Here is an 18258-nt window from a genome sequence, read left to right as displayed (position 1 = left end):
AAACCCGGGTGCCGTAGGGTCGGGCGCATGTCGCGCCGCACCGCCACACTGGTCGTCTCGGGGCTGTTGCTGCTGGCCCTGGCCTGCGCCGTCCTGTTCGCGCCGGTGCCCTACGCCGAGCTGAGCCCCGGGCCCACGTACAACACGCTCGGTGACGAAGGCGGCAAGCCGGTCATCGAGATCTCGGGCCACGAGACGTATCCCACCAGCGGCCACCTGAACATGACCACGGTGTCGGTGACCAACAAGTCCTACGACATGCCGCTGCTCGACGCGCTCGCCGGCTGGGTCAAGGGCGACTCGGACGTCGTGCTCAAGAAGTCGCTGTACCCCGACGACAAGTCCGCGGCCGAGGTCGAGCGGGAGAACGCCGAGGAGTTCAGCTCGTCGCAGGAGCACGCCAAGGTCGCGGCGTTCGCGGCGCTGAACATCCCGATCGAGAAGCAGGTGATCGTGTCCACGGTGGCCAAGGACGCGCCCGCGCTCGGCAAGCTGCACGCCGGCGACATCATCCTGGCCGTGGACGGGACGCCGATCGGCAAGCCCGAGGATGTCGCCGCGGCGATCACCAGGCACCAGGCCGGCGAGAGCGTCACGCTCACCGTGGACCCCGCGGACGCCCGGGGCACCCGGCGCGACGTGCAGGTGGTGACCCGCAAGGCCGAGGACGACGGTCGGGCCCTGGTCGGCATCACGCCGGGCATCCTGCCCAAGTTCCCGTTCAAGGTGGAGATCCACCTCGAGGACGTCGGCGGCCCGAGCGCGGGGATGATGTTCGCGCTCGGCATCGTGGACAAGCTCAGCCCCGGCGACCTGACCGGCGGCAAGTTCGTGGCCGGCACCGGCACCATCGACGACGCGGGCAAGGTCGGCGCGATCGGCGGCATCCAGATGAAGACCATCGGGGCCCGCCGGCAGGGCGCGAAGTACTTCCTGACGCCCAAGGCCAACTGCACCGCCGCCGCGCAGACCAAGCCGGGCGGGCTGACCCTGATCCAGGTGGAGACCCTGGACGACGCGCTCAAGGCCCTGGAGACGATCCGCACCGGCCAGGGCACGCTGACGGAATGTCATGCGTGACCGGTGCGGACCCCCTCGGGGACTATCGGTCCTCGTCCTCGTCTCCCTCGCCGAACGTGGCCAGCAGCGCCTCGGCCAGCCCCGGCACCAGATCCGCGCCGGAGAGCACCTCGGAGTCGTCGTCCTTGTCCCGCAGCCGAACCGCCGACTCGCGCGATCCGTCGCGCAGCACGCCGACCGCGAGCCGCACCTCCTGCCGCTGCGGGTGCGACGCCACCCACTCGTGGATCTCCCGATCGCTGCCCACCGCGGGCATGGTCGCCTCGGCGGACGGCGGCAACATCAGCCGCTCGACCACCAGCGCGCAGCCGAGCACCGCGTCCGGCCACGCGATACTGGCCAGGAACTCGTCGATCGCGACGTTCTCGGGGACTTCCTCCTGCTCGATCGGAGTGAGGGTGTCGATGGGCGCGTCACGGTCGGCGGACAAGCCGAGCTGTGCGGCGAGGTCGGGTTCGGTACGGGCCAATTCCGCGGTGTCCACGAGCGCGTAGAGGCGGGCCTGCTGGTCCCAGCCGTACGCCGCCACGTGGCGTTCGATCTCGACGAGGGCCTGGGTGAGTGCAACGGTCATGACCCCATCTTCCCGTCTTCGCCCCACGGCGGATCACGAGCCTGTATCGGCCGTGTCTGTGGGGAACCACGTCCTGTCTCGGTAAGTTGACCCATCGAGCGCCGACCGGGCGCGTCCAGGTAATGATCGAGGTGCGCACCCTTGGTTTTTCAGATGCCCGAACGAGGCGGCTCAGGTGGCCGTCGGATCAGAATGGGAGCTCCGTCCCGCAGGTCCAGAACCCTGCTCCTGACGCTGGCCATCCTCGTGGTGATCGTTGTCGCATGGGTGCTGTTCGCGAATTTCTGGACGGATTGGCTCTGGTACAAGTCGGTCGGCTACGGAAACGTATTCACGACCAAGCTGTGGACGCGCATCGGGTTGTTCCTGGTGTTCGGTCTGCTCATGGCCGGGGCCGTCGGCGCCAACGTGTATGTCGCCTATCGACTGCGTCCGGCCTTTCGCGGGATGTCGCTGGAGCAGCAGAGTCTCGACCGATACCGGTCGGCCATCACCCCGTTCCGCACGTGGTTGCTGATCGGCCTGTCGGTCATCATCGGCATCATCGCCGGCACGTCGGCGTCGGGACAGTGGAAGACGTGGCTCCAGTTCGTGAACGGGGTCTCGTTCGGGACCAAGGACCCGCAGTTCCACAAGGACGTCTCGTTCTACGCGTTCGACCTGCCGTTCTATCGGTTCCTGATCAATTTCGCGTTCGTCGCGGTCGTCGTCGGCCTCGTCCTCGCGGTGATCACGCACTACCTCTACGGCGGACTTCGGGTGCAGAGCCCGGGGTCGCGGGCGACACCGGCCGCGCAGGCGCATCTTTCGCTGCTGCTCGGCCTTTTCGTGCTGTTCAAGGCCGTCGCGTACTGGCTGGACCGCTATTCGCTCGCGGTCTCGTCCGGTGATTTCAAGCAGGCCTCGCAATTCACCGGCCTGCGGTACACCGACGCGCACGCGGTATTGCCGGCCAAGACGATCCTGTTCATCGTCGCGCTGATCTGCGCGACGCTGTTCTTCGTCAACGTCTTCCGCCGCACGTGGGCGCTGCCGATCATCGGCTTCGGCCTGATGGTGCTCTCCGCCGTGCTCATCGGCGGGCTGTACCCGGCCATCGTCGAGCGCTTCCAGGTCAAGCCGAACCAGCAGGCCAAGGAAGCCAAGTACATCGAGCGCAACATCCAGGCGACGCGCGACGCGTACGGCATCGACAAGGTGGAGCCGGAGCGGTACGACGGCAACGTCGAGGCCAAGCCCGAGCTCAAGGACCAGGCCGCGAACACGGCCAGCATCCGCCTGCTCGACCCGAACATCGTCTCGCCGACGTTCAATCAGATGCAGCAGTTGCGGCAGTACTACGGCTTCCAGACCACGCTCGACGTCGACCGCTACATGATCGACGGCAAGATGCAGGACACCGTGATCGCGCTGCGCGAGCTCAACCCGAAGGGTGGTCAGAGCCACAACTGGGTCAACGACCACACCAAGTACACCCACGGCTACGGCGTCGTCGCGGCCGAGGGCACCCGGGTGGACCGCGAGGGCAAGCCCGTCTACATCGAGGGCAACATCCGTACGGACGCGCAGGAGGCGGAGACGCCCAGCCCGCTCGGTCCGTACCAGCCGCGGATCTACTTCGGCGAGTCGACCACCGAGTACTCGATCGTGGGCGCGCCGAAGAACACCACGCCGACGGAGGTGGACTACCCGACCGACACCGCGTCCGGCCAGGCCACCTACACGTACAACGGCAAGGGCGGCGTCCCGATCGGCGGCATGTTCAACAAGCTGCTGTACGCGACGAAGTTCCAGGAGGGCAACATCCTGCTCTCCGACACGATCAACAAGGATTCCCGGATCCTGTACAACCGCACGCCCAAGGAGCGGGTCGAGGCGGTCGCGCCGTGGCTGACCATCGACGGTGACCCGTACCCGGCGGTGATAGACGGCAAGGTGCAGTGGATCGTCGACGCGTACACGACCAGCAACGGTTATCCGTACGCGACCCGCACCACGCTGGGCGACGCCACCGCGGACTCGCTGAACGCGGAGGACCGGGCCCGGGGGGCGGTCGGCAACACCGGCAACGTCAACTACATCCGCAACTCGGTGAAGGCGACGGTCGACTCGTACGACGGCTCGGTCAAGCTCTACCAGTGGGACGAGAAGGACCCGGTCCTGAAGACCTGGATGAAGGCCTTCCCGAACACGATCAAGAAGAAGAACACGATCCCGCCCACCCTGATGGAGCACCTGCGCTACCCGCAGGACCTGTTCAAGGTGCAGCGCGATCTGCTCACCCGGTACCACGTGACCGACCCGCGCACGTTCTTCAACGGCTCCGACTTCTGGAAGGTCCCCAAGGACCCGACGGGCCGGGTGCCGGGCTCGGGCGACCAGCCGCCGTACTACCTGTCGATGAAGATGCCGTCCGCGACGCCGGGCGGTGCGCCCGACGCGCAGCAGTCGTTCCAGTTGACCAGCACGTTCGTGCCGAAGGAACGGCAGAACCTGGCGGCCTTCATGGCGGTGAACTCCGAACCGGGATCACCGGGCTACGGGAAGATCAGACTCCTGAGTCTGCCGCCGAACACGGCGATCCTGGGTCCGGATCAGATGCAGAACCAGTTCAAGTCGAACGCCGCGGTCGCCCAGGTGATCAACATCCTGCAGCGCGGTGACTCGGTGGTGGTCTACGGCAACCTGCTGAGCCTGCCCGTGGGCGGCGGCATGTTGTACGTGGAGCCGGTGTACGTCCAGGCGAACGCCGCCGGGTCGTATCCGGTGCTGCAGAAGGTGCTGGTCTCCTACGGCGGCAGCATCGCCTTCGAGGACACGCTGGATCAGGCCCTGAGCAAGGTGTTCAGCGGTTCGCCGACCACGACGGTGCCACCGACCGACACCGGTACGCCGCCGTCCACCGGCACCCCGCCGGGCACCGGCACCACGCCGCCGCCGACGACCGAGAACCCGACGGTCAAGCAGGCGCTGGAGGAGGCCAACCAGGCACTCAAGGACGCGGACGCGGCCATGAAGGCCGGTGACTTCGCCAAGTACGGCGAGGCGCAGAAGCGGCTCCAGGCCGCCGTGAACAAGGCCATCGCGGCCGAGCAGGCGGCGCAGCCACCGGCGGGCACCCCGCCGGCGTCGACGCCGCCCGCGAGCGGGACGCCACCGGCCTCCACGGCGCCCAAGCCGTGACCACCGGTGCGTGACGCGTGACGCAGGCCCGTCCTCCTCGGGGGGCGGGCCCGTCGCGTTATCGATTTGGTGTGCGGCCTCGGGTCACGTAAGCTCAAGGCACAACGCATCGCGGGGTGGAGCAGTTCGGTAGCTCGCTGGGCTCATAACCCAGAGGTCGCAGGTTCAAATCCTGTCCCCGCTACTTGGTGAAAACGTGAGAGGCCCGGTTCCCTGGGGAACCGGGCCTCTCATCTTTTGTGCTGTGAGTCGCGTGTCCTGCCGCGTTGCTCGATGTCCGCAGGCAGGATCGGTCGGGTCGGCCGCGATCCGGTTCGGGGCATGACCCGACTCGGAGAGTCGGGCGGAGGCGCACGGACCTGAGGGTGTCGGACTAGAGCGCGATCTGGCGGCGGCGCTTGGCGCGCAGCGGAGCCATCAACGTCACGCGTGCCAGCCGATGGGTGCCGCGCTGATCGTTGCGCGGAGCCAGGCTCTGGATGATGGCGGCCGATTCGAGGCTGTTCGCCGTCTCCTGCGTCGTGGCATGGCCGATGAGGGCGAGGTGCCGCTCAAGGCGCTCGCCCACGCCGCTTCGGCCTACGTCCATCGGCGGAACCGGGACTCGGCGCGGCATGCTCGGATGGTCCAATCCTGATATGACCACGACGCAGACCGTACCCCATCGGGGGGACGCCATGACGGCTTCCGGCCCCATGTCGAGACCCGATCGTGTTTCGGATTGGCCGGCAACCCGGTTGTGGCGCAATCGAACTCCTGGGCAACCAGGGGTAATTGCCGCCAAAGGGGAAGTGCGTGGGGCGCGCCGCGGGTGCGCGCATGTTCACCCCATGGTCTGAATCCGGCCGCTCTCCCGGCGGACACGCCGATGCGCGCGGGGCGAGGGCGCCGTGTCGGGCGCCCGGGGCGGCCTCGGAGCGGATTTGCCTGCCCCGGGGCGCTGTCGTACAGTTGGGTCTACCGACGCGGGGTGGAGCAGCTCGGTAGCTCGCTGGGCTCATAACCCAGAGGTCGCAGGTTCAAATCCTGTCCCCGCTACCACATCGAAGGGCCCGGTCTCACGACCGGGCTCTTCGTGCGTGCGCCGACAAGGTGTGTTCCGCCACAATTCGGTCCGAGTCGGGTGGGTCGTTGCCGAATCGCGACTGCATGGATGTGGCCCGAGATGCCACGATGGACTCATGGGGGCGTGGAAGGGACATCGCGGACGGCGGGGGGAGCACCCACCGCCGGATCCGGACGTCTTCGAAGCGGTGCCGGAGGGCCCCGACACCGTGGTCCTGGACCGCGGTCGGGCCGCTGCCGCGACCGCTCCCGCACATCCCGACGACTACGCGGTCCTGGTTCCGTTCCGACCGCGCCGGCGTAGTCCCGGCGGCAGCGTCGAGGGGCAGGAGGCGCTGGATCGACACGAGTCGGCCGAACTCGAGCGACGCTATCGCGAGCGGGCCGGCCGCAGCCCCTCCGCCGCGAACACCCTCGCGCTGATGTTGCTCGAGCGGGGCGAACAGGACGAGGCCGCCGAGTTGTTGCGCCGGGCCGCCGAGGCGGGACACCGGGGCGCGGCGACCAACCTCGGCGTGTTGATGCACCGTCAGGGGCGGGACGACGCGGCGTCGTTGTGGTGGCACCGGGCGGCCGAGGCGGGCAGCCGGATCGCGGCGTTCTCGCTCGGCGCGCTGCTGCTGGATCAGGCCGACGCGGCGCGGGCGGGTGCCGGCGCGGGCGCGGGTGTGGGCGAGTACCACGATCTGTCCGGCCAGGGCGTCTACTGGCTGCGCAACGCGGCCGAGTCGGGGCATGTGCGGGCCGCGCTCACGCTGGGCGAGTTCTTCGAGCTGACCGGGCGGGCCGGGGCCGAGCGGTGGTATCGCCGGGCGGCCGAGGCGGGGCATCCCGAGGCGGCCTATCGGCTCGGCCGGATGGGGCAGGAGCGCGACGACGAGCGCGCGGCGTCGACGTGGTTCCTGCGCGCGGCCTCGTGCGGCCATGTGCGGGCCGCGGTGCGGCTGGCGACCTCGCTGGAGCGCGCGGGGGACACCGCCGAGGCGATCGGGTGGTACCGGCTCGCCGCCGAGGAGGGCGATGCCGAGGGCGCCCGGGCGCTCGGGTTCCTGTTGCAGGACTCGGGCGACGTCGAGGGTGCGGTGCGGTGGTGGCAGGTCGCCGCGGAGTCCGGCGACGGTACGGCGGCCAACGCGCTCGGCGCGTGGTTCGCCGCCGGTGGGCACGCCGGTGAGGCGGCCCGGTGGTACGAGCGGGCCGCGGCGGCGGGTGAGTGCAACGGGGCTTTCAACCTGGGCCTGTTGCACGCCGAGCACGAGGATGTGGCGGGCGCCGAGCGCTGGTTCCGGATGGCCGCGTACGCCGGGCACGGGGACGCGGCCAACGCGCTGGCCGGGCTGCTGCTGGAGCGCGGGGACGACGAGGAGGCGCGGATATGGTTCGCGCGGGCCGCCGAGGCGGGCAGCGTGGACGGCTCGTACAACCTGGGCATCCTGCACTCGCGCAACGGTCTCGACGACGCCGCCGAGACGTGCTGGCAGCGGGCGGCGGAGGCCGGACACGCGGACGCGGCGCTCCAGTTGGGGCTGTTGCTGGAGCGTCGTGGCGATGCCGAGGGGGCGGCGCGCGCGTATGAGACGGCGGCGCGGGCGGATCGGCCGACGGCGGCGTTTCGGCTCGGTGCGATGCTCGCGGACGCGGGGGCGGGAGAGCAGGCGGAGCGCTGGTACGGGGTGGCCGCGGACGCGGGGCACGTGACGGCGTCGTTGCGCTGCGGGGTGCTGTGTGCGCGACGCGGCGAGGACAAGTCGGCGGCGCGGCGGTTCAAGGTCGCGGCCGAGGCGGGCAGTGTCTCGGGCGCGTGGAACCTGGCGCTGCTGCACCTGCGGCACGGGGACCCGGAGGGCGCGGAGCCGTGGCTGACGGTGGCGGCGCGCGGAGGGCACGGGCGGGCGGCGTTGCGGCTGGTGGTGTTGGCGCTGCGGCGTGGGGATCTGGCCGACGCGGAGCACTGGTGTGGGCCGGCGGTGGAGCACGGTCCCGCGGAGGTCGCGGCGAAGGCGCAGCGGCTGCTCGACGCGTTTCGTGCGGAGTCGCTGGCGAGTTGAGGTTGGCTCCGCGACGCGGTTCGGTGTTGCGCGGCTTTGGTGTCCTCAGGCGCCGGACGGGCTGATTTTGGTGCGCTCGGGTGGGTCGGCTGCGGGTGGGTGTTGGGCGGATTTGGTGTCCTCAAGCGCCGGACGGGCTGGATGTGCTGCGGTCGGGGTGGGTTGCCGTGCTGGGTGTTGCCGGGTCGGGTGTCCTCAGGCGCCGGGCGGGCTGATTTTGGTGCGGTCGGGTGGGTTGGCTGCGGGTGGGTGTTGGGCGGATTTGGGGTCCTCAAGCGCCGGACGGGCTGATTTTGCGGTCGGGTGGGGTGGTGGGGTCGGGGGTTCTCAGGCGCCGGACGGGCTGATTTGGTGTGGTTGGGTGGGTCGGCTGCGGGTGGGTGTTGGGCGGATTTGGTGTCTTCGAGCGCTGGGTTGGCTGGGCGGGCTCGGTGTTGTGGTGGTTGAGGGTTCTTGGGTGTCGGGTGGGGTGGATCCGGTGGGGCGGTGGGTTGTCGGGGGTGGGGGTGTGGTGGGCTGAGGGATGGACGGGAGGCGGGTTATGGGGCGTGGGCGGTTGTGGCGGGGCCGGGGGGTCGGGGACGCGGGGATTGTTGTGGGGGAGTGGCCCGGGGGTGGCGGGCCGGCGGAGTTGGTGGCGTATTTGCGGGGGGTGGCGCTGACGGGGGACGGGGACCTGGACGCGGTGGTGGCGCGGGTGGTCGGGTTGTCCGCAGGCACCCTCGTGCGGGTGGATCGGGCCGCTCGCCCGAGGTCGGCGGTGGGGGTGCTCGGCGGATTGGGGCCGGCCCGGGTGTTGTTGCGTACGCGTCCGCATCCGTTGGTGGCCGCAGTGTCGAGCATGGACGAGAACGGTGGGCTGCGCGAGGAGGCGGTGGTTCGGCTGGCGGCCGAGCCAGGGCCGTTGGCCGCGGTCTTCCTGGCGTTGCGCACCGACGACTGGGTGGACTCGGTGCGCGATCGGGCGTTGGCCGCGCTGCGCTGGCACGACGAGCCGGACGAGGTGCGGGCGGTGGTGCCCGTGCTCGACGCCCTCAGCGGGCGGGCCCGGTCCAAGGGTGTGCTGGACGCCTATCGCCAGGCGCTGCTCGCCCATCCGCGTCAGGACGCCGTGGGGCGTGCGTTGGCCGCCGAGAAGGAGCCCAGCGTGCGTCGCCTGGGGGTCGAACTCCTGGACGAGGCGGCCCTGTTGGCGATCGCGCTGCGGGACGCGGACCACGCGTGCCGGACCGCCGCCGGGCATGCGCTGCTGGCCCGCCTGCGCGGTCGGGACCGGCATCACGTCGCGTTGCGGCTGCTGCGGGTGCCCGACCCGCGGGTGCGTGAGCGGGCGGTCGAGGTACTGCCGGCCGGGACGGAACCGGCCGCGCTCGCGGGCGCCCTGGCGGATCGTTCGCCCAAGGTGCGTGACGCCGCGCGGCGCAGACTGCGGGCCGGGGGTACCGATCCGGCCGCCGCCTACCGGGACTTCCTGCGCGCCCAGGCGTCGCCGGGGATGTTGCTCGGTCTCGCCGAGTGCGGCGGCGACGAGGACCTGGACATCCTGCACGCGCACCTGGACGCGGAGCGGTCCGCGCTGCGCCGGGCGGCCCGGGCCGGCGCGGTCCACCTGGTCCGGCGGACCGCGTCCCCCTGACCCGTGCCCCGGCGCGGGTGTCGCCACTTCAGGGGCGCTTGCAGTCCGGGCAGATGCCGCGGAAGGTGATCTCGGCGCCGGAGATGTCGAAGCCGAAGCGCTCCGCCTCGGGGAGGCCGGCGACCGGGTCGCAGTCCGGGTGCACATCGCGGATCGTCCCACACGCGCCGCACACCAGATGCTGGTGCGCGGTGTGGGCGTTGGGGTCGTACCGCTTCGCGCGTTTGTCGGTGCCCACCTCCAGCACCTCGCCGAGCAGGACGAGTTCGCCCAGCGTGTTGTAGACGGTCGCCCGGCTGATCTCCGGCAGCCGTTCGCCGGCCCGCGCGTGCACCTCGTCGGCGGTCAGATGCACGTGGTCCCCGTTCAGGACCTCGGCCACCACACGACGTTGCGCGGTCAGGCGCCATCCCCGCGCGCGCAGTCGCTCCAGAAGGTCGCTCATGGGAACGAAGATACACGTCCATGATTGGAACTGGTCTAAATACTGTTCTGGACAAAGTCCAAACTTGGCTCTAGGTTGGGCGTCGGATCACAGCACGAGCAACGCCAGGGGAGACGCAGACCATGTCGCAGCAGCCGAACACGCTGACCACCGAATCCGGCGCACCGGTGGCCGACAACCAGAACAGCCAGGCCGCGGGCCCCGGCGGGCCGTTGTTGCTCCAGGACCAGTACCTGATCGAGAAGTTGGCCCGGTTCAACCGCGAGCGCATCCCGGAGCGCGTGGTGCACGCGCGGGGCTCGGGCGCCTTCGGCCACTTCGAGGTCACCGCGGACGTGTCCCGGTTCACCCGGGCGCACTTCCTCGCCGAACCGGGCCGTCGTACCGAGGTGTTCGCCCGCTTCTCCACCGTCGCCGGCAACCTCGGCTCGGCGGACGCGGTGCGCGATCCGCGTGGGTTCGCGGTGAAGTTCTACACCGAGGAGGGCAATTACGACCTCGTCGGCAACAACACCCCGATCTTCTTCATCAAGGACCCGCTGAAGTTCCCGGACTTCATCCACACCCAGAAGCGCGACCCGTACACCGGCAGCCAGGAGGCGGACAACGTCTGGGACTTCTGGTCGCATTCGCCCGAGGCCATCCACCAGGTCACGTGGCTGTTCGGCGACCGAGGCATCCCCGCGTCGTACCGGCACATGGACGGCTTCTCCTCGCACACCTACCAGTGGGTCAACGCCGAGGGCGCGGCGTTCTGGGTGAAGTACCACTTCAAGACCGACCAGGGCATCAGGAACCTGACCGCCGAGGCCGCCGCCGCGCTCGCGGGTGCCGACGCCGACTCGCACCAGCGCGACCTGCTCAACGCGATCGACGCCGGCGTCGCACCGTCGTGGACGCTGAAGGTGCAGATCATGCCGGTCGCGGAGGCCGCGACCTACCGGTTCAACCCGTTCGACCTGACCAAGGTGTGGCCGCACGCCGACTACCCGCTGATCGAGGTCGGTCGGCTCGTTCTGGACCGCAATCCGGAGAACGTGTTCGCCGACGTCGAGCAGGCGGCGTTCAACCCGGCCAATTTCGTGCCGGGGATCGGCCCCAGCCCGGACAAGATGCTCCAGGGCCGGCTGTTCGCCTACGCGGACGCGCACCGCTACCGGGTGGGCGTCAACCACACCCAGCTCCCGGTCAACGCGCCGCACGCGACGGTCGCCCGCAACCACGGGCGGGACGGGCAGATGGCGACCAACCCCGGTGGTCGGGCCAAGAACTACGAGCCGAACAGCTTCGGCGGCCCGTACGAGAGCGGTGTGCCGCTGTGGGCGCCGACCGGGGTGGCCGGCGCGACCGGAACCCACGAGGCCCCGGCGCACGCCCAGGATGACGACTACGTGCAGGCGGGCGACCTGTATCGGCTGATGTCGGCGGACGAGCAGGCCCGCCTGGTGGCCAACATCTCCGGCTTCCTGGCGCAGGTCTCGCGAGAGGACATCATCGACCGCGTCGTCGGCCACTTCCGGGCCGCCGACCAGGCCTACGGCGATCGGATCGCGGCTGCCGTGAAGGACCTGCGCGCCTGATCGCCCCCCGGAACCGCCGCCCGGTACCTGAGCCGCGAATCGGTACCGGGCGGCGCTCATGTGTACGCGGATCCGGTGTGCACGCGGATCCGGCTCACGGATCGTCGGATGGTAAAGTTTTCGCCAAGTCGATCGAACGCGCCCCGCCGGGCGGAGGGGAGCACGTGTGCCGCAGCGGCCGAACCGCCGGTCGGCGCCGGTCGTCGCGTTGCTCTTCGTGCTCTCCCTGGTGGCCGCCTTCGGCGCCGGGTTCGCCCGGGGCGAGGGAGCCGGCGGGTCGTTGCCGGTGGCCGCGGCCAACGTGCACGCGACCCCGGTGCCCGGGGGCCCGCACGGCCCCGAACGACCCCAGGACTGCCGGCCCGCCTCGGCGACCCCCGCGCTGCCCGCGGCGAGCGAACTCGATCGGCCCGAGGCGGACCCGTACCCGCACCCCGACCTCGCGACCCTCGTCGCCGCCGGCGCGTGCCTGCCGCGGGCGACACCCGTGCCGCCCGTCGCCGGGACGCGCACCGATCCACCCGCCGGCCGCGGCCCGCGCCCGCCTCCCGCACGAGCACCACCGGTCCGCGCCGGGACCTGACGCTCGGCCCCAGGCCCTGTCCGGCTGATCCAGCAGGAACCGCCGGACAGGGCGTAGCCGACGCCAGCCGTCCCCGACGACGCCCGGACCCGACCACCGCCCCGGAAGGACGGTGATCTTCGTGCATCTCGCGGAGGCCCTGATCGCGCTCGGCGGCGCATTCCTCGCCGCCGGAATCCTCGCCCGCACCGGCGCCCGCATCGGGCTGCCGACCATCCCGCTGTTCATGCTGGCCGGCATCCTGTTCGGCCCCAACACCCCCGGCATCGCCCTCGTCGACAACCCGGCCGACCTGCAACTGCTCGGTGCGCTCGGCCTGGTCTTCCTGCTGTTCTACCTCGGGCTCGAATTCCACACCGACGACCTGGTGGCCGGTGGCCGCCGGTTGGTCGGCGTGGGCGCGCTCTACCTCCTGCTCAACGTCGGCGGCGGCTTCCTGTTCGGGCTCGCGCTCGGCTGGGGATGGCGCGAGGCGATGGTGCTCGCGGGGGTGCTGGGCATCTCCTCGTCGGCGATCGTCACCAAGGTGCTCGTCGACCTGGGCCGACTGGGCAATCCCGAGACCCGGTTGATCCTGGGCGTGATCGTGATCGAGGACGTCTTCCTCGCGCTCTACCTCGCGGTGCTCACCCCGGTGCTCGGTGAGGCCGAGGGCCTGGGCGCGGCGGCGCTCGACGTCGGCAAGGCGTTCGGCTTCCTGCTGCTACTCGCCTCGATCGCGCGCTGGGGCACCCGGATCGTCGGCCGGTTGATCTCGACCAGGGACGACGAACTGCTCGTGGTGATCTTCACCGGCCTGGCGATCCTGACCGCGGGGGTGGCCGAGGAACTCGGCGTCTCGGACGCGATGGGCGCGTTCATGATCGGCCTGATCCTGGGCGCCACCAAGAGCGCGCCGCGGATCCGCGCGCTGGTGCACCCGCTGCGGGACGCGTTCGCGGCGATCTTCTTCTTCTCGTTCGGGCTCTCGATCGACCCGGGCGACCTGGCGAGGGTGGCCGGACCGGTGGCGCTCGCGGTGTTGCTGACCATCGTGCTCAACGGCGTCGCCGGGGTGGCCGCCGCGCGGATCTGCGAACTCGACCGGTCGCAGGCATCGAACGTGGTGTTCACGATCTTGTCCCGAGGCGAGTTCGCGTTGGTCCTGGCCGCGCTCGCGGCGGGAGCCGGCGGTCTGGACGCGCGACTCGCGCCGTTCATCGCCGGCTATGTGCTGGTGATGGCGGTGCTCGGGCCGCTCGCCGCGACCCACTCGCGCACGTTCGAACGGGCTTTGCCCGCCCGGCTGTTCCGGACCCGGGAGGGCGCCGTCGGGGAGCGAGTCGGCTGAGGCCGACGCGGGCGACCGGGCCGCCTCCGGTCGCCCGTCGCGCTCAGCCCACCAACTCCTGGGTCCGCTGGGCCTCGTGTATCTGGCAGCGCACGATGTCGCGGACCGAGATGATGCCGAGCACGTCGCAACCGTCGAGCACGATGAGGTGGCGGAAGCCGCCGCGCGTCATCGCCGCCGCCGCGTCCGCCAGGGTCCACGACGGGGTCGCGAAGACCACGTTCGAGGTGAGGTGGTCGCCGGCGAACTCGGTGTCGGGATCCTGGCCCGCGCCGATCGACATCAGGATGTCCCGCTCGGTCAGGATGCCCAGACCGGATGTGTCCGGGTCGATCACCACCGCCGCGCCGATCTGGCGGGCGGACATCAGGCGCGCCGCGGCGCGGAGTGTGTGGGCGGGGCCGATGGTCAGAACGATCGTGCTCATGCCGTCGCGGACGAACATGTGACACCACCTCCGTCGGGGCGTGGATGTCAGGGCGGGGGTGTGCTCGAGAAAGAATTCACAAGTTCACAAGCCCTGTTTTCACATGGTCACATGCCCGGGAAGGTCAAGGGAAGGTATAGCGGGCAACTCGCTCGAAGGGAGTAGCTCGGGTGGGACCCGACGATTCGTCGGAATCCGCTCAAGCGTGCCCGTGCGGGTCGCCGAGCCGATCCAACAACTCGTCGTGCAACAGGCCGTTGGACGCGGCCGCGGTGCCGCCGGCCGGGCCCGGAGCGCCGCCGAGCGAGGTGAACCGCCCGCCCGCCTCCTCGACGATCACCGAGAGCGGCGCGAGGTCCCACAGGTTGACCTCGGGCTCCGCGCAGATGTCCACCGCGCCCTCGGCGACCAGCATGTACGACCAGAAGTCACCGTAGGCGCGGGTGCGCCAGCAGGCCCGGGTCAGGTCCAGGAAGTCGTCCATCCGGCCGCGCTCCTCCCAACCGCCCATGCTCGAGTACGCGAACGACGCGTCCTCGATCGCGGCCACCTTCGACACCCGGCAGCGCGAGGCCTGGGACAGACTGCGGCCGGTCCACGCGCCGGCGCCCTTCGCGGCCCACCAGCGGCGACCCAGCGCGGGCGCGGAGACCACGCCCATCACCGACTCGTCGCCGTCCATCAGCGCGATCAGCGTCGCCCACACGGGAACGCCGCGGACGAAGTTCTTGGTGCCGTCGATCGGGTCGATCACCCAGCGCCGGGGGCCGTGGCCGCTCGAGCCGAACTCCTCGCCCAGCACCGCGTCCCGCGGCCGACCGCGCCCGAGTTGATGCCGGATGATCTCCTCGGCGGCCTTGTCCGCGTCGCTGACCGGGGTCATGTCCGGCTTCGTCTCGACCCGCAGGTCGAGCGCCTTGAAGCGGTCCATGGTGGTCGCGTCGGCGGCGTCCGCGAGAACGTGGGCGAAGCGCAGGTCGTCGTCATAGCCGGGCATGACCGAACAGTACCGGCGGCTCGCGCGGGTGTCCGCGCGCCCCGCGCGCAGGGACACACTTACGCGCCGTCGCCGGGGCCTCGTACGCTCGTTAGGCAGACAAGCAAGCGCGGCCGGCGAGAGTCGACAACCGTTCGTCGGTGGTGCGCGTGTTACGAGTACGAGTCGATGGCGGAGGGGGTGCGGGACCGCGATGGCACTGTTCGGGGTCGGGCGCAGAGCGACACACGGCAAAGAGGCCGTACCGGGACCCGGTCTCGTCCAACCGCGTCGAAGTCTGGACGGTTGGACACTGGAGGGCACCCCGCTCGCGGACCGTTTCGAGCGCGAGGATCTGCGCGAACTGGGCACCCTGCTGCACGGTGTCGGGGCCGAGATGCGCACCGCGTGGACCTACGAGCGCGCGGCCGACCTGCTGGAGCGCGCGGGCGAGCGGCCGCAGGCGTTGGCCGTCGTCGAGGTGTGGTTCGCGCTGCCCGAGGAGGTGCGCCGAGCCAATCCCGCCGCGACCCGATCGCTGGGCCGGCGCCGGCAGCGGCTGCGCAGTCGGTTGGGCGCCGCGGCCGGACCCGCCGCGGCCATCCCGGCGCAGGCCAGGACCGCGTTGTCGATACCGGCCAAGCCGGGCACGCCGCCCCCGGTGCCGGGCGGGGAAGGGGCCGGGGCGCCCGGGGCCGAGTCGAAGGGCGGATCGCGGACCGGTCAGGCTACTCGCTGGTAATCGATCGTCCCGAAGGGGTTCCGGTCCGCGCGATGAGGGCGTAGGACAGCGGTACACGGCTACCGCCGCCCGCACGTCACACGTCTGCCGCGAGGAGAACGCCCGTGTCGACGCACGACCTGTACGCGCTGCCCGCCGACATGACCGTCTGGGAGGTCCCCGCGTCGGGGGCCGCCCGCTTCAACTGGGAGTACGACGAGGGCCGCGACCGGCTCCTGTCGTTGTACGCCAAGGGCAAGGACAAGCAGTGGGACGCCGCCCGGCGGATCGAGTGGGATCTGCCGGTGGACCCGATGAACCCGCTGGGCATGCCCGAGGAACTGCACACGCTGTACGGCACCCGAAGCTGGAACATGATGTCCCAGGGCGAGCGCGACGAGTTGGGTCGGCACGCCATCGCCTGGCAGTTCAGCCAGTTCCTGCACGGCGAACAGGGCGCGTTGATCTGTAGCGCGCGGATCGCCGAGTCGGTCCCGGACCTGGACGCGAAGTTCTACGCGGCCACCCAGGTGATGGACGAGGCCCGGCACGCCGAGGTGTACGCGCGCTTCCTCAAGGACAAGGTCGGGCTGTACTACCCGATCAACCCGAGCCTGAAGTCGCTGCTCGACGACACGCTGTCGGACGCTCGCTGGGACATGCCCTACCTGGGAATGCAGGTGCTGATCGAGGGGCTGGCACTGGCCGCCTTCGGGATGTTGCGCGACCTGACCACGGTCGCGCTGCCCAAGCAGATCCTGGCCTACGTGATGCAGGACGAGGCCCGGCACGTCGCGTTCGGCCGGATGGCGCTGCGCGACTACTACCGCGAGTTGACCGACGCCGAGCGCGGCGAGCGCGAGGAGTTCGTGGTCGAGGGCTGCTACCTGATGCGCGACCGGCTGCGCGACGAGGAGGTGTGGGAGAACTTCCAGATCGACAAGGTCGAGGCGCGCGAGGCCACCGAGAACTCCGAATACCTGCGCGAGTTCCGCCGGTTGTTGTTCAGCCGGATCGTGCCGTGCATCAAGGACATCGGCCTGTGGGGGCCCAGGGTGCGGGAGACCTTCGCCGAGATGGGCGTGCTGGACATGGGCGATTCCAACGTCGAGCGGATGATGCGCGACGACGAGGACCAGGCCGAGGCGCTGGACCGGGACCGGCGCATCCGCGCGGAGGAACGGGCCCGGGCCGCCGAGGTCACCGACATGGTGGACCTGGGCGCTCAGGACTAGAGCGGGCTAGATTTTCGGTATGACCGATCTTGTGCGTTCCCGCCCGCCCGCCTTCGTCTTCGACCTCGACGGCACCCTCGTCGACAGCGTCTACCACCACGTCATGTCGTGGCAGGAGGCGCTCAGCGAGGCCGGCATCGACCTGGCGATGTGGCGGATCCACCGCAAGGTCGGGATGAGCGGCGGGCTGTTCGTCAAGGGCATCCAGCGCGAGACGGGCATCGACCTGTCTCCCGAGCAGGTCGAGGCGCTGACCGACGCGCACGGGCGCAACTACGCCGCCCGGGTGCCGTTCGTGGAGCCCCTGCCCGGTGCCCCGGAGCTGCTGCGCCACCTCACCAGGGTGGGCATCCCGTGGACCATCGCCACCAGCGGGCGGCGGGCCGGCGCCGAACCGATGCTGGCCAAGCTCGGCGCGCCTGCCGACCTGGCGATGGTCACCCGCGACGAGGTGGCCCGAGCCAAGCCGGACCCCGACCTGTTCCTGGCCGGCGCCGCCAAGCTCGGGGTCGACCCGGCACAGTGCGTCGTGGTCGGGGACAGCATCTGGGACCTGCTGGCCGCGCGCCGAGCGGGTTCACTGGGCGTGGGGCTGCTCTCCGGCGGCTACGGCGCGGACGAGCTCGAACGCGCGCACGCCTTCCGGGTCTACGACGAGCCGGGCGACCTGCTCGCGCACATCGACGAACTGGGCGTACGCGGCGACTGACCGTGCCCCGGGCATCCGGGTGATCCTGTCCGCCAACGCGTCCCGGCCGGAGCCCGACGTCCTACCCTGGAGACATGGGTCCGGCCGACGAACCTGCGGAACTGCTCCGTCTCCTCGCCGACGACACCCGATTGAAGGTGTTCGCCGCGCTGGTGCTGGAGGCCCGTCTCAGCTCCGATATCGCCGAGCGGACGGGGCTCTCGCTCCGGGAGGCGATCAAGGCGCTGGCCCGACTGGAATCGGCGGGGCTGGTCGCGCGTTCCGGGGACGGTTGGCACGCGTGTCCCGAGGCGCTCGCCCAGGCCGCAGCCGGGATGGGCGAGGAACCGGACGACGCGTTCGCCGACCGGGGCCCCGCCGAGGCGGCGGTGCTGCGCACCTACCTCGCCCGAGGTCGGGTCCGCCAGTTGCCCGTGCAGCGGGCCAAGCGGCTGGTGGTCCTCGACCACGTCGCGAGCAGTTTCGAACCCGGTGTGCGCTACGACGAGGCCGAGATCGAGGAGACGCTGCACCGGTTCATGGACGACCACGCCGCGCTGCGCAGGCACCTCGTGGACGAGGGCTTCCTCGGCCGCGAGGGCGGGGTCTACTGGCGCACGGGCGGGTCGTTCGTGGTCTGAACGGCCCGCCCGCGCGATGTGTCCGGCGGGCCGGGGTTCGCGCGAT

16 protein-coding genes and 2 tRNA genes are annotated in these 18258 nt (G+C 70.7%); 13 read left to right on the top strand and 5 right to left on the bottom strand.

All coding sequences use genetic code 11. The annotated features are described in order from the left end of the window. Nucleotides 1–27 precede the first annotated feature (27 nt). The gene (locus ACIBSV_RS24085) at nt 28–1080 is read left to right on the top strand and encodes a PDZ domain-containing protein (RefSeq protein ID WP_395866260.1); all 1053 of its coding nucleotides are present in this window, start codon (nt 28–30) and stop codon (nt 1078–1080) included. Between the two features lie 22 nt (nt 1081–1102). Here the strand turns inward: ACIBSV_RS24085 and ACIBSV_RS24080 are convergent, their stop codons facing one another. Then, complete coding sequence (locus ACIBSV_RS24080; protein WP_395866258.1) at nt 1103–1654, bottom strand: PPA1309 family protein; 552 nt, start codon at nt 1652–1654, stop codon at nt 1103–1105. A 153-nt stretch (nt 1655–1807) separates the two neighbouring features. On the opposite strand from ACIBSV_RS24080, the gene ACIBSV_RS24075 reads away from it, so the two are divergent. After that, on the top strand, nt 1808–4837 hold the full coding sequence (locus ACIBSV_RS24075) for a UPF0182 family protein (RefSeq protein ID WP_395866256.1): 3030 nt from the start codon (nt 1808–1810) through the stop codon (nt 4835–4837). A gap of 110 nt (nt 4838–4947) precedes the next feature. Further along, nucleotides 4948–5021 (top strand) — tRNA-Met (locus ACIBSV_RS24070). 189 nt (nt 5022–5210) lie between these two features. Here the strand turns inward: ACIBSV_RS24070 and ACIBSV_RS24065 are convergent. Then, nucleotides 5211–5405 carry a hypothetical protein gene (locus ACIBSV_RS24065; RefSeq protein WP_395866254.1) on the bottom strand — a complete coding sequence of 65 codons (195 nt, stop codon included), beginning with the start codon at nt 5403–5405 and terminating at the stop codon, nt 5211–5213. A gap of 396 nt (nt 5406–5801) precedes the next feature. On the opposite strand from ACIBSV_RS24065, the gene ACIBSV_RS24060 reads away from it, so the two are divergent. The 3 genes from ACIBSV_RS24060 (at nt 5802) to ACIBSV_RS24050 (ending at nt 9586) form a co-directional block, all read left to right on the top strand. Beyond that, nucleotides 5802–5878, top strand: a tRNA-Met gene (locus ACIBSV_RS24060). Between the two features lie 140 nt (nt 5879–6018). After that, nucleotides 6019–7950, top strand: coding sequence for a tetratricopeptide repeat protein (locus tag ACIBSV_RS24055; RefSeq protein ID WP_395866252.1), 1932 nt, complete (start codon nt 6019–6021; stop codon nt 7948–7950). 634 nt (nt 7951–8584) lie between these two features. Then, a complete protein-coding gene (locus tag ACIBSV_RS24050) occupies nt 8585–9586 on the top strand; it encodes a hypothetical protein (protein WP_395866250.1) in 1002 nt (333 codons plus the stop codon). A 28-nt stretch (nt 9587–9614) separates the two neighbouring features. On the opposite strand, the gene ACIBSV_RS24045 is transcribed toward ACIBSV_RS24050, so the two are convergent. Beyond that, nucleotides 9615–10031: a Fur family transcriptional regulator gene (locus ACIBSV_RS24045; RefSeq protein WP_395866248.1), complete on the bottom strand. Its 417-nt coding sequence runs from the start codon at nt 10029–10031 to the stop codon at nt 9615–9617. A 122-nt stretch (nt 10032–10153) separates the two neighbouring features. Here ACIBSV_RS24045 and ACIBSV_RS24040 point away from each other — a divergent pair, with 122 nt between their 5' ends. The 3 genes from ACIBSV_RS24040 to ACIBSV_RS24030 all read left to right on the top strand — a co-directional run bounded on the left by ACIBSV_RS24040 (nt 10154) and on the right by ACIBSV_RS24030 (nt 13524). Then, nucleotides 10154–11611: a catalase gene (locus ACIBSV_RS24040; protein WP_395866246.1), complete on the top strand. Its 1458-nt coding sequence runs from the start codon at nt 10154–10156 to the stop codon at nt 11609–11611. 166 nt (nt 11612–11777) lie between these two features. Further along, nucleotides 11778–12194, top strand: coding sequence for a hypothetical protein (locus ACIBSV_RS24035; protein ID WP_395866245.1), 417 nt, complete (start codon nt 11778–11780; stop codon nt 12192–12194). A 121-nt stretch (nt 12195–12315) separates the two neighbouring features. Next, nucleotides 12316–13524 (top strand): cation:proton antiporter, encoded by a 1209-nt coding sequence (locus ACIBSV_RS24030; protein ID WP_395866243.1) that lies wholly within the window; start codon nt 12316–12318, stop codon nt 13522–13524. 43 nt (nt 13525–13567) lie between these two features. On the opposite strand, the gene ACIBSV_RS24025 is transcribed toward ACIBSV_RS24030, so the two are convergent. Together ACIBSV_RS24025 and hisN are read right to left on the bottom strand one after the other, a co-directional pair. Next, complete coding sequence (locus ACIBSV_RS24025) at nt 13568–13969, bottom strand: cyclic nucleotide-binding/CBS domain-containing protein (protein ID WP_395866241.1); 402 nt, start codon at nt 13967–13969, stop codon at nt 13568–13570. A 181-nt stretch (nt 13970–14150) separates the two neighbouring features. Continuing rightward, the gene (hisN, locus tag ACIBSV_RS24020; protein WP_395866239.1) at nt 14151–14948 is read right to left on the bottom strand and encodes a histidinol-phosphatase; all 798 of its coding nucleotides are present in this window, start codon (nt 14946–14948) and stop codon (nt 14151–14153) included. A 193-nt stretch (nt 14949–15141) separates the two neighbouring features. Between hisN and ACIBSV_RS24015 the strand changes: the two genes are divergently transcribed. The 4 genes from ACIBSV_RS24015 (at nt 15142) to ACIBSV_RS24000 (ending at nt 18212) form a co-directional block, all read left to right on the top strand. Further along, nucleotides 15142–15669: a hypothetical protein gene (locus tag ACIBSV_RS24015; protein WP_395866238.1), complete on the top strand. Its 528-nt coding sequence runs from the start codon at nt 15142–15144 to the stop codon at nt 15667–15669. 104 nt (nt 15670–15773) lie between these two features. Beyond that, nucleotides 15774–16883, top strand: coding sequence for a ferritin-like domain-containing protein (locus tag ACIBSV_RS24010; protein WP_395866236.1), 1110 nt, complete (start codon nt 15774–15776; stop codon nt 16881–16883). A gap of 19 nt (nt 16884–16902) precedes the next feature. Further along, nucleotides 16903–17592 (top strand): HAD family hydrolase, encoded by a 690-nt coding sequence (locus ACIBSV_RS24005; protein WP_395866234.1) that lies wholly within the window; start codon nt 16903–16905, stop codon nt 17590–17592. 74 nt (nt 17593–17666) lie between these two features. Then, complete coding sequence (locus tag ACIBSV_RS24000; RefSeq protein WP_395866232.1) at nt 17667–18212, top strand: DUF2087 domain-containing protein; 546 nt, start codon at nt 17667–17669, stop codon at nt 18210–18212. Nucleotides 18213–18258: the final 46 nt, after the last annotated feature.

The organism is Embleya sp. NPDC050154, assembly GCF_044460165.1.
GTDB lineage: Bacteria > Actinomycetota > Actinomycetes > Streptomycetales > Streptomycetaceae > Embleya.
This window is presented reverse-complemented; position numbering and strand designations above follow the sequence as displayed.

Bases quoted from the DNA above. Each gene is read 5' to 3' on its own strand.
- ACIBSV_RS24085 (WP_395866260.1), top strand. From the start codon at position 28: ATGTCGCGCCGCACCGCCACACTGGTCGTCTCGGGGCTGTTGCTGCTG.
- ACIBSV_RS24080 (WP_395866258.1), bottom strand. From the start codon at position 1,654: ATGACCGTTGCACTCACCCAGGCCCTCGTCGAGATCGAACGCCACGTG.
- ACIBSV_RS24075 (WP_395866256.1), top strand. From the start codon at position 1,808: ATGCCCGAACGAGGCGGCTCAGGTGGCCGTCGGATCAGAATGGGAGCT.
- ACIBSV_RS24055 (WP_395866252.1), top strand. From the start codon at position 6,019: ATGGGGGCGTGGAAGGGACATCGCGGACGGCGGGGGGAGCACCCACCG.
- ACIBSV_RS24045 (WP_395866248.1), bottom strand. From the start codon at position 10,031: ATGAGCGACCTTCTGGAGCGACTGCGCGCGCGGGGATGGCGCCTGACC.
- ACIBSV_RS24040 (WP_395866246.1), top strand. From the start codon at position 10,154: ATGTCGCAGCAGCCGAACACGCTGACCACCGAATCCGGCGCACCGGTG.
- ACIBSV_RS24025 (WP_395866241.1), bottom strand. From the start codon at position 13,969: ATGTTCGTCCGCGACGGCATGAGCACGATCGTTCTGACCATCGGCCCC.
- hisN (WP_395866239.1), bottom strand. From the start codon at position 14,948: ATGCCCGGCTATGACGACGACCTGCGCTTCGCCCACGTTCTCGCGGAC.
- ACIBSV_RS24015 (WP_395866238.1), top strand. From the start codon at position 15,142: ATGGCACTGTTCGGGGTCGGGCGCAGAGCGACACACGGCAAAGAGGCC.
- ACIBSV_RS24005 (WP_395866234.1), top strand. From the start codon at position 16,903: ATGACCGATCTTGTGCGTTCCCGCCCGCCCGCCTTCGTCTTCGACCTC.
- ACIBSV_RS24000 (WP_395866232.1), top strand. From the start codon at position 17,667: ATGGGTCCGGCCGACGAACCTGCGGAACTGCTCCGTCTCCTCGCCGAC.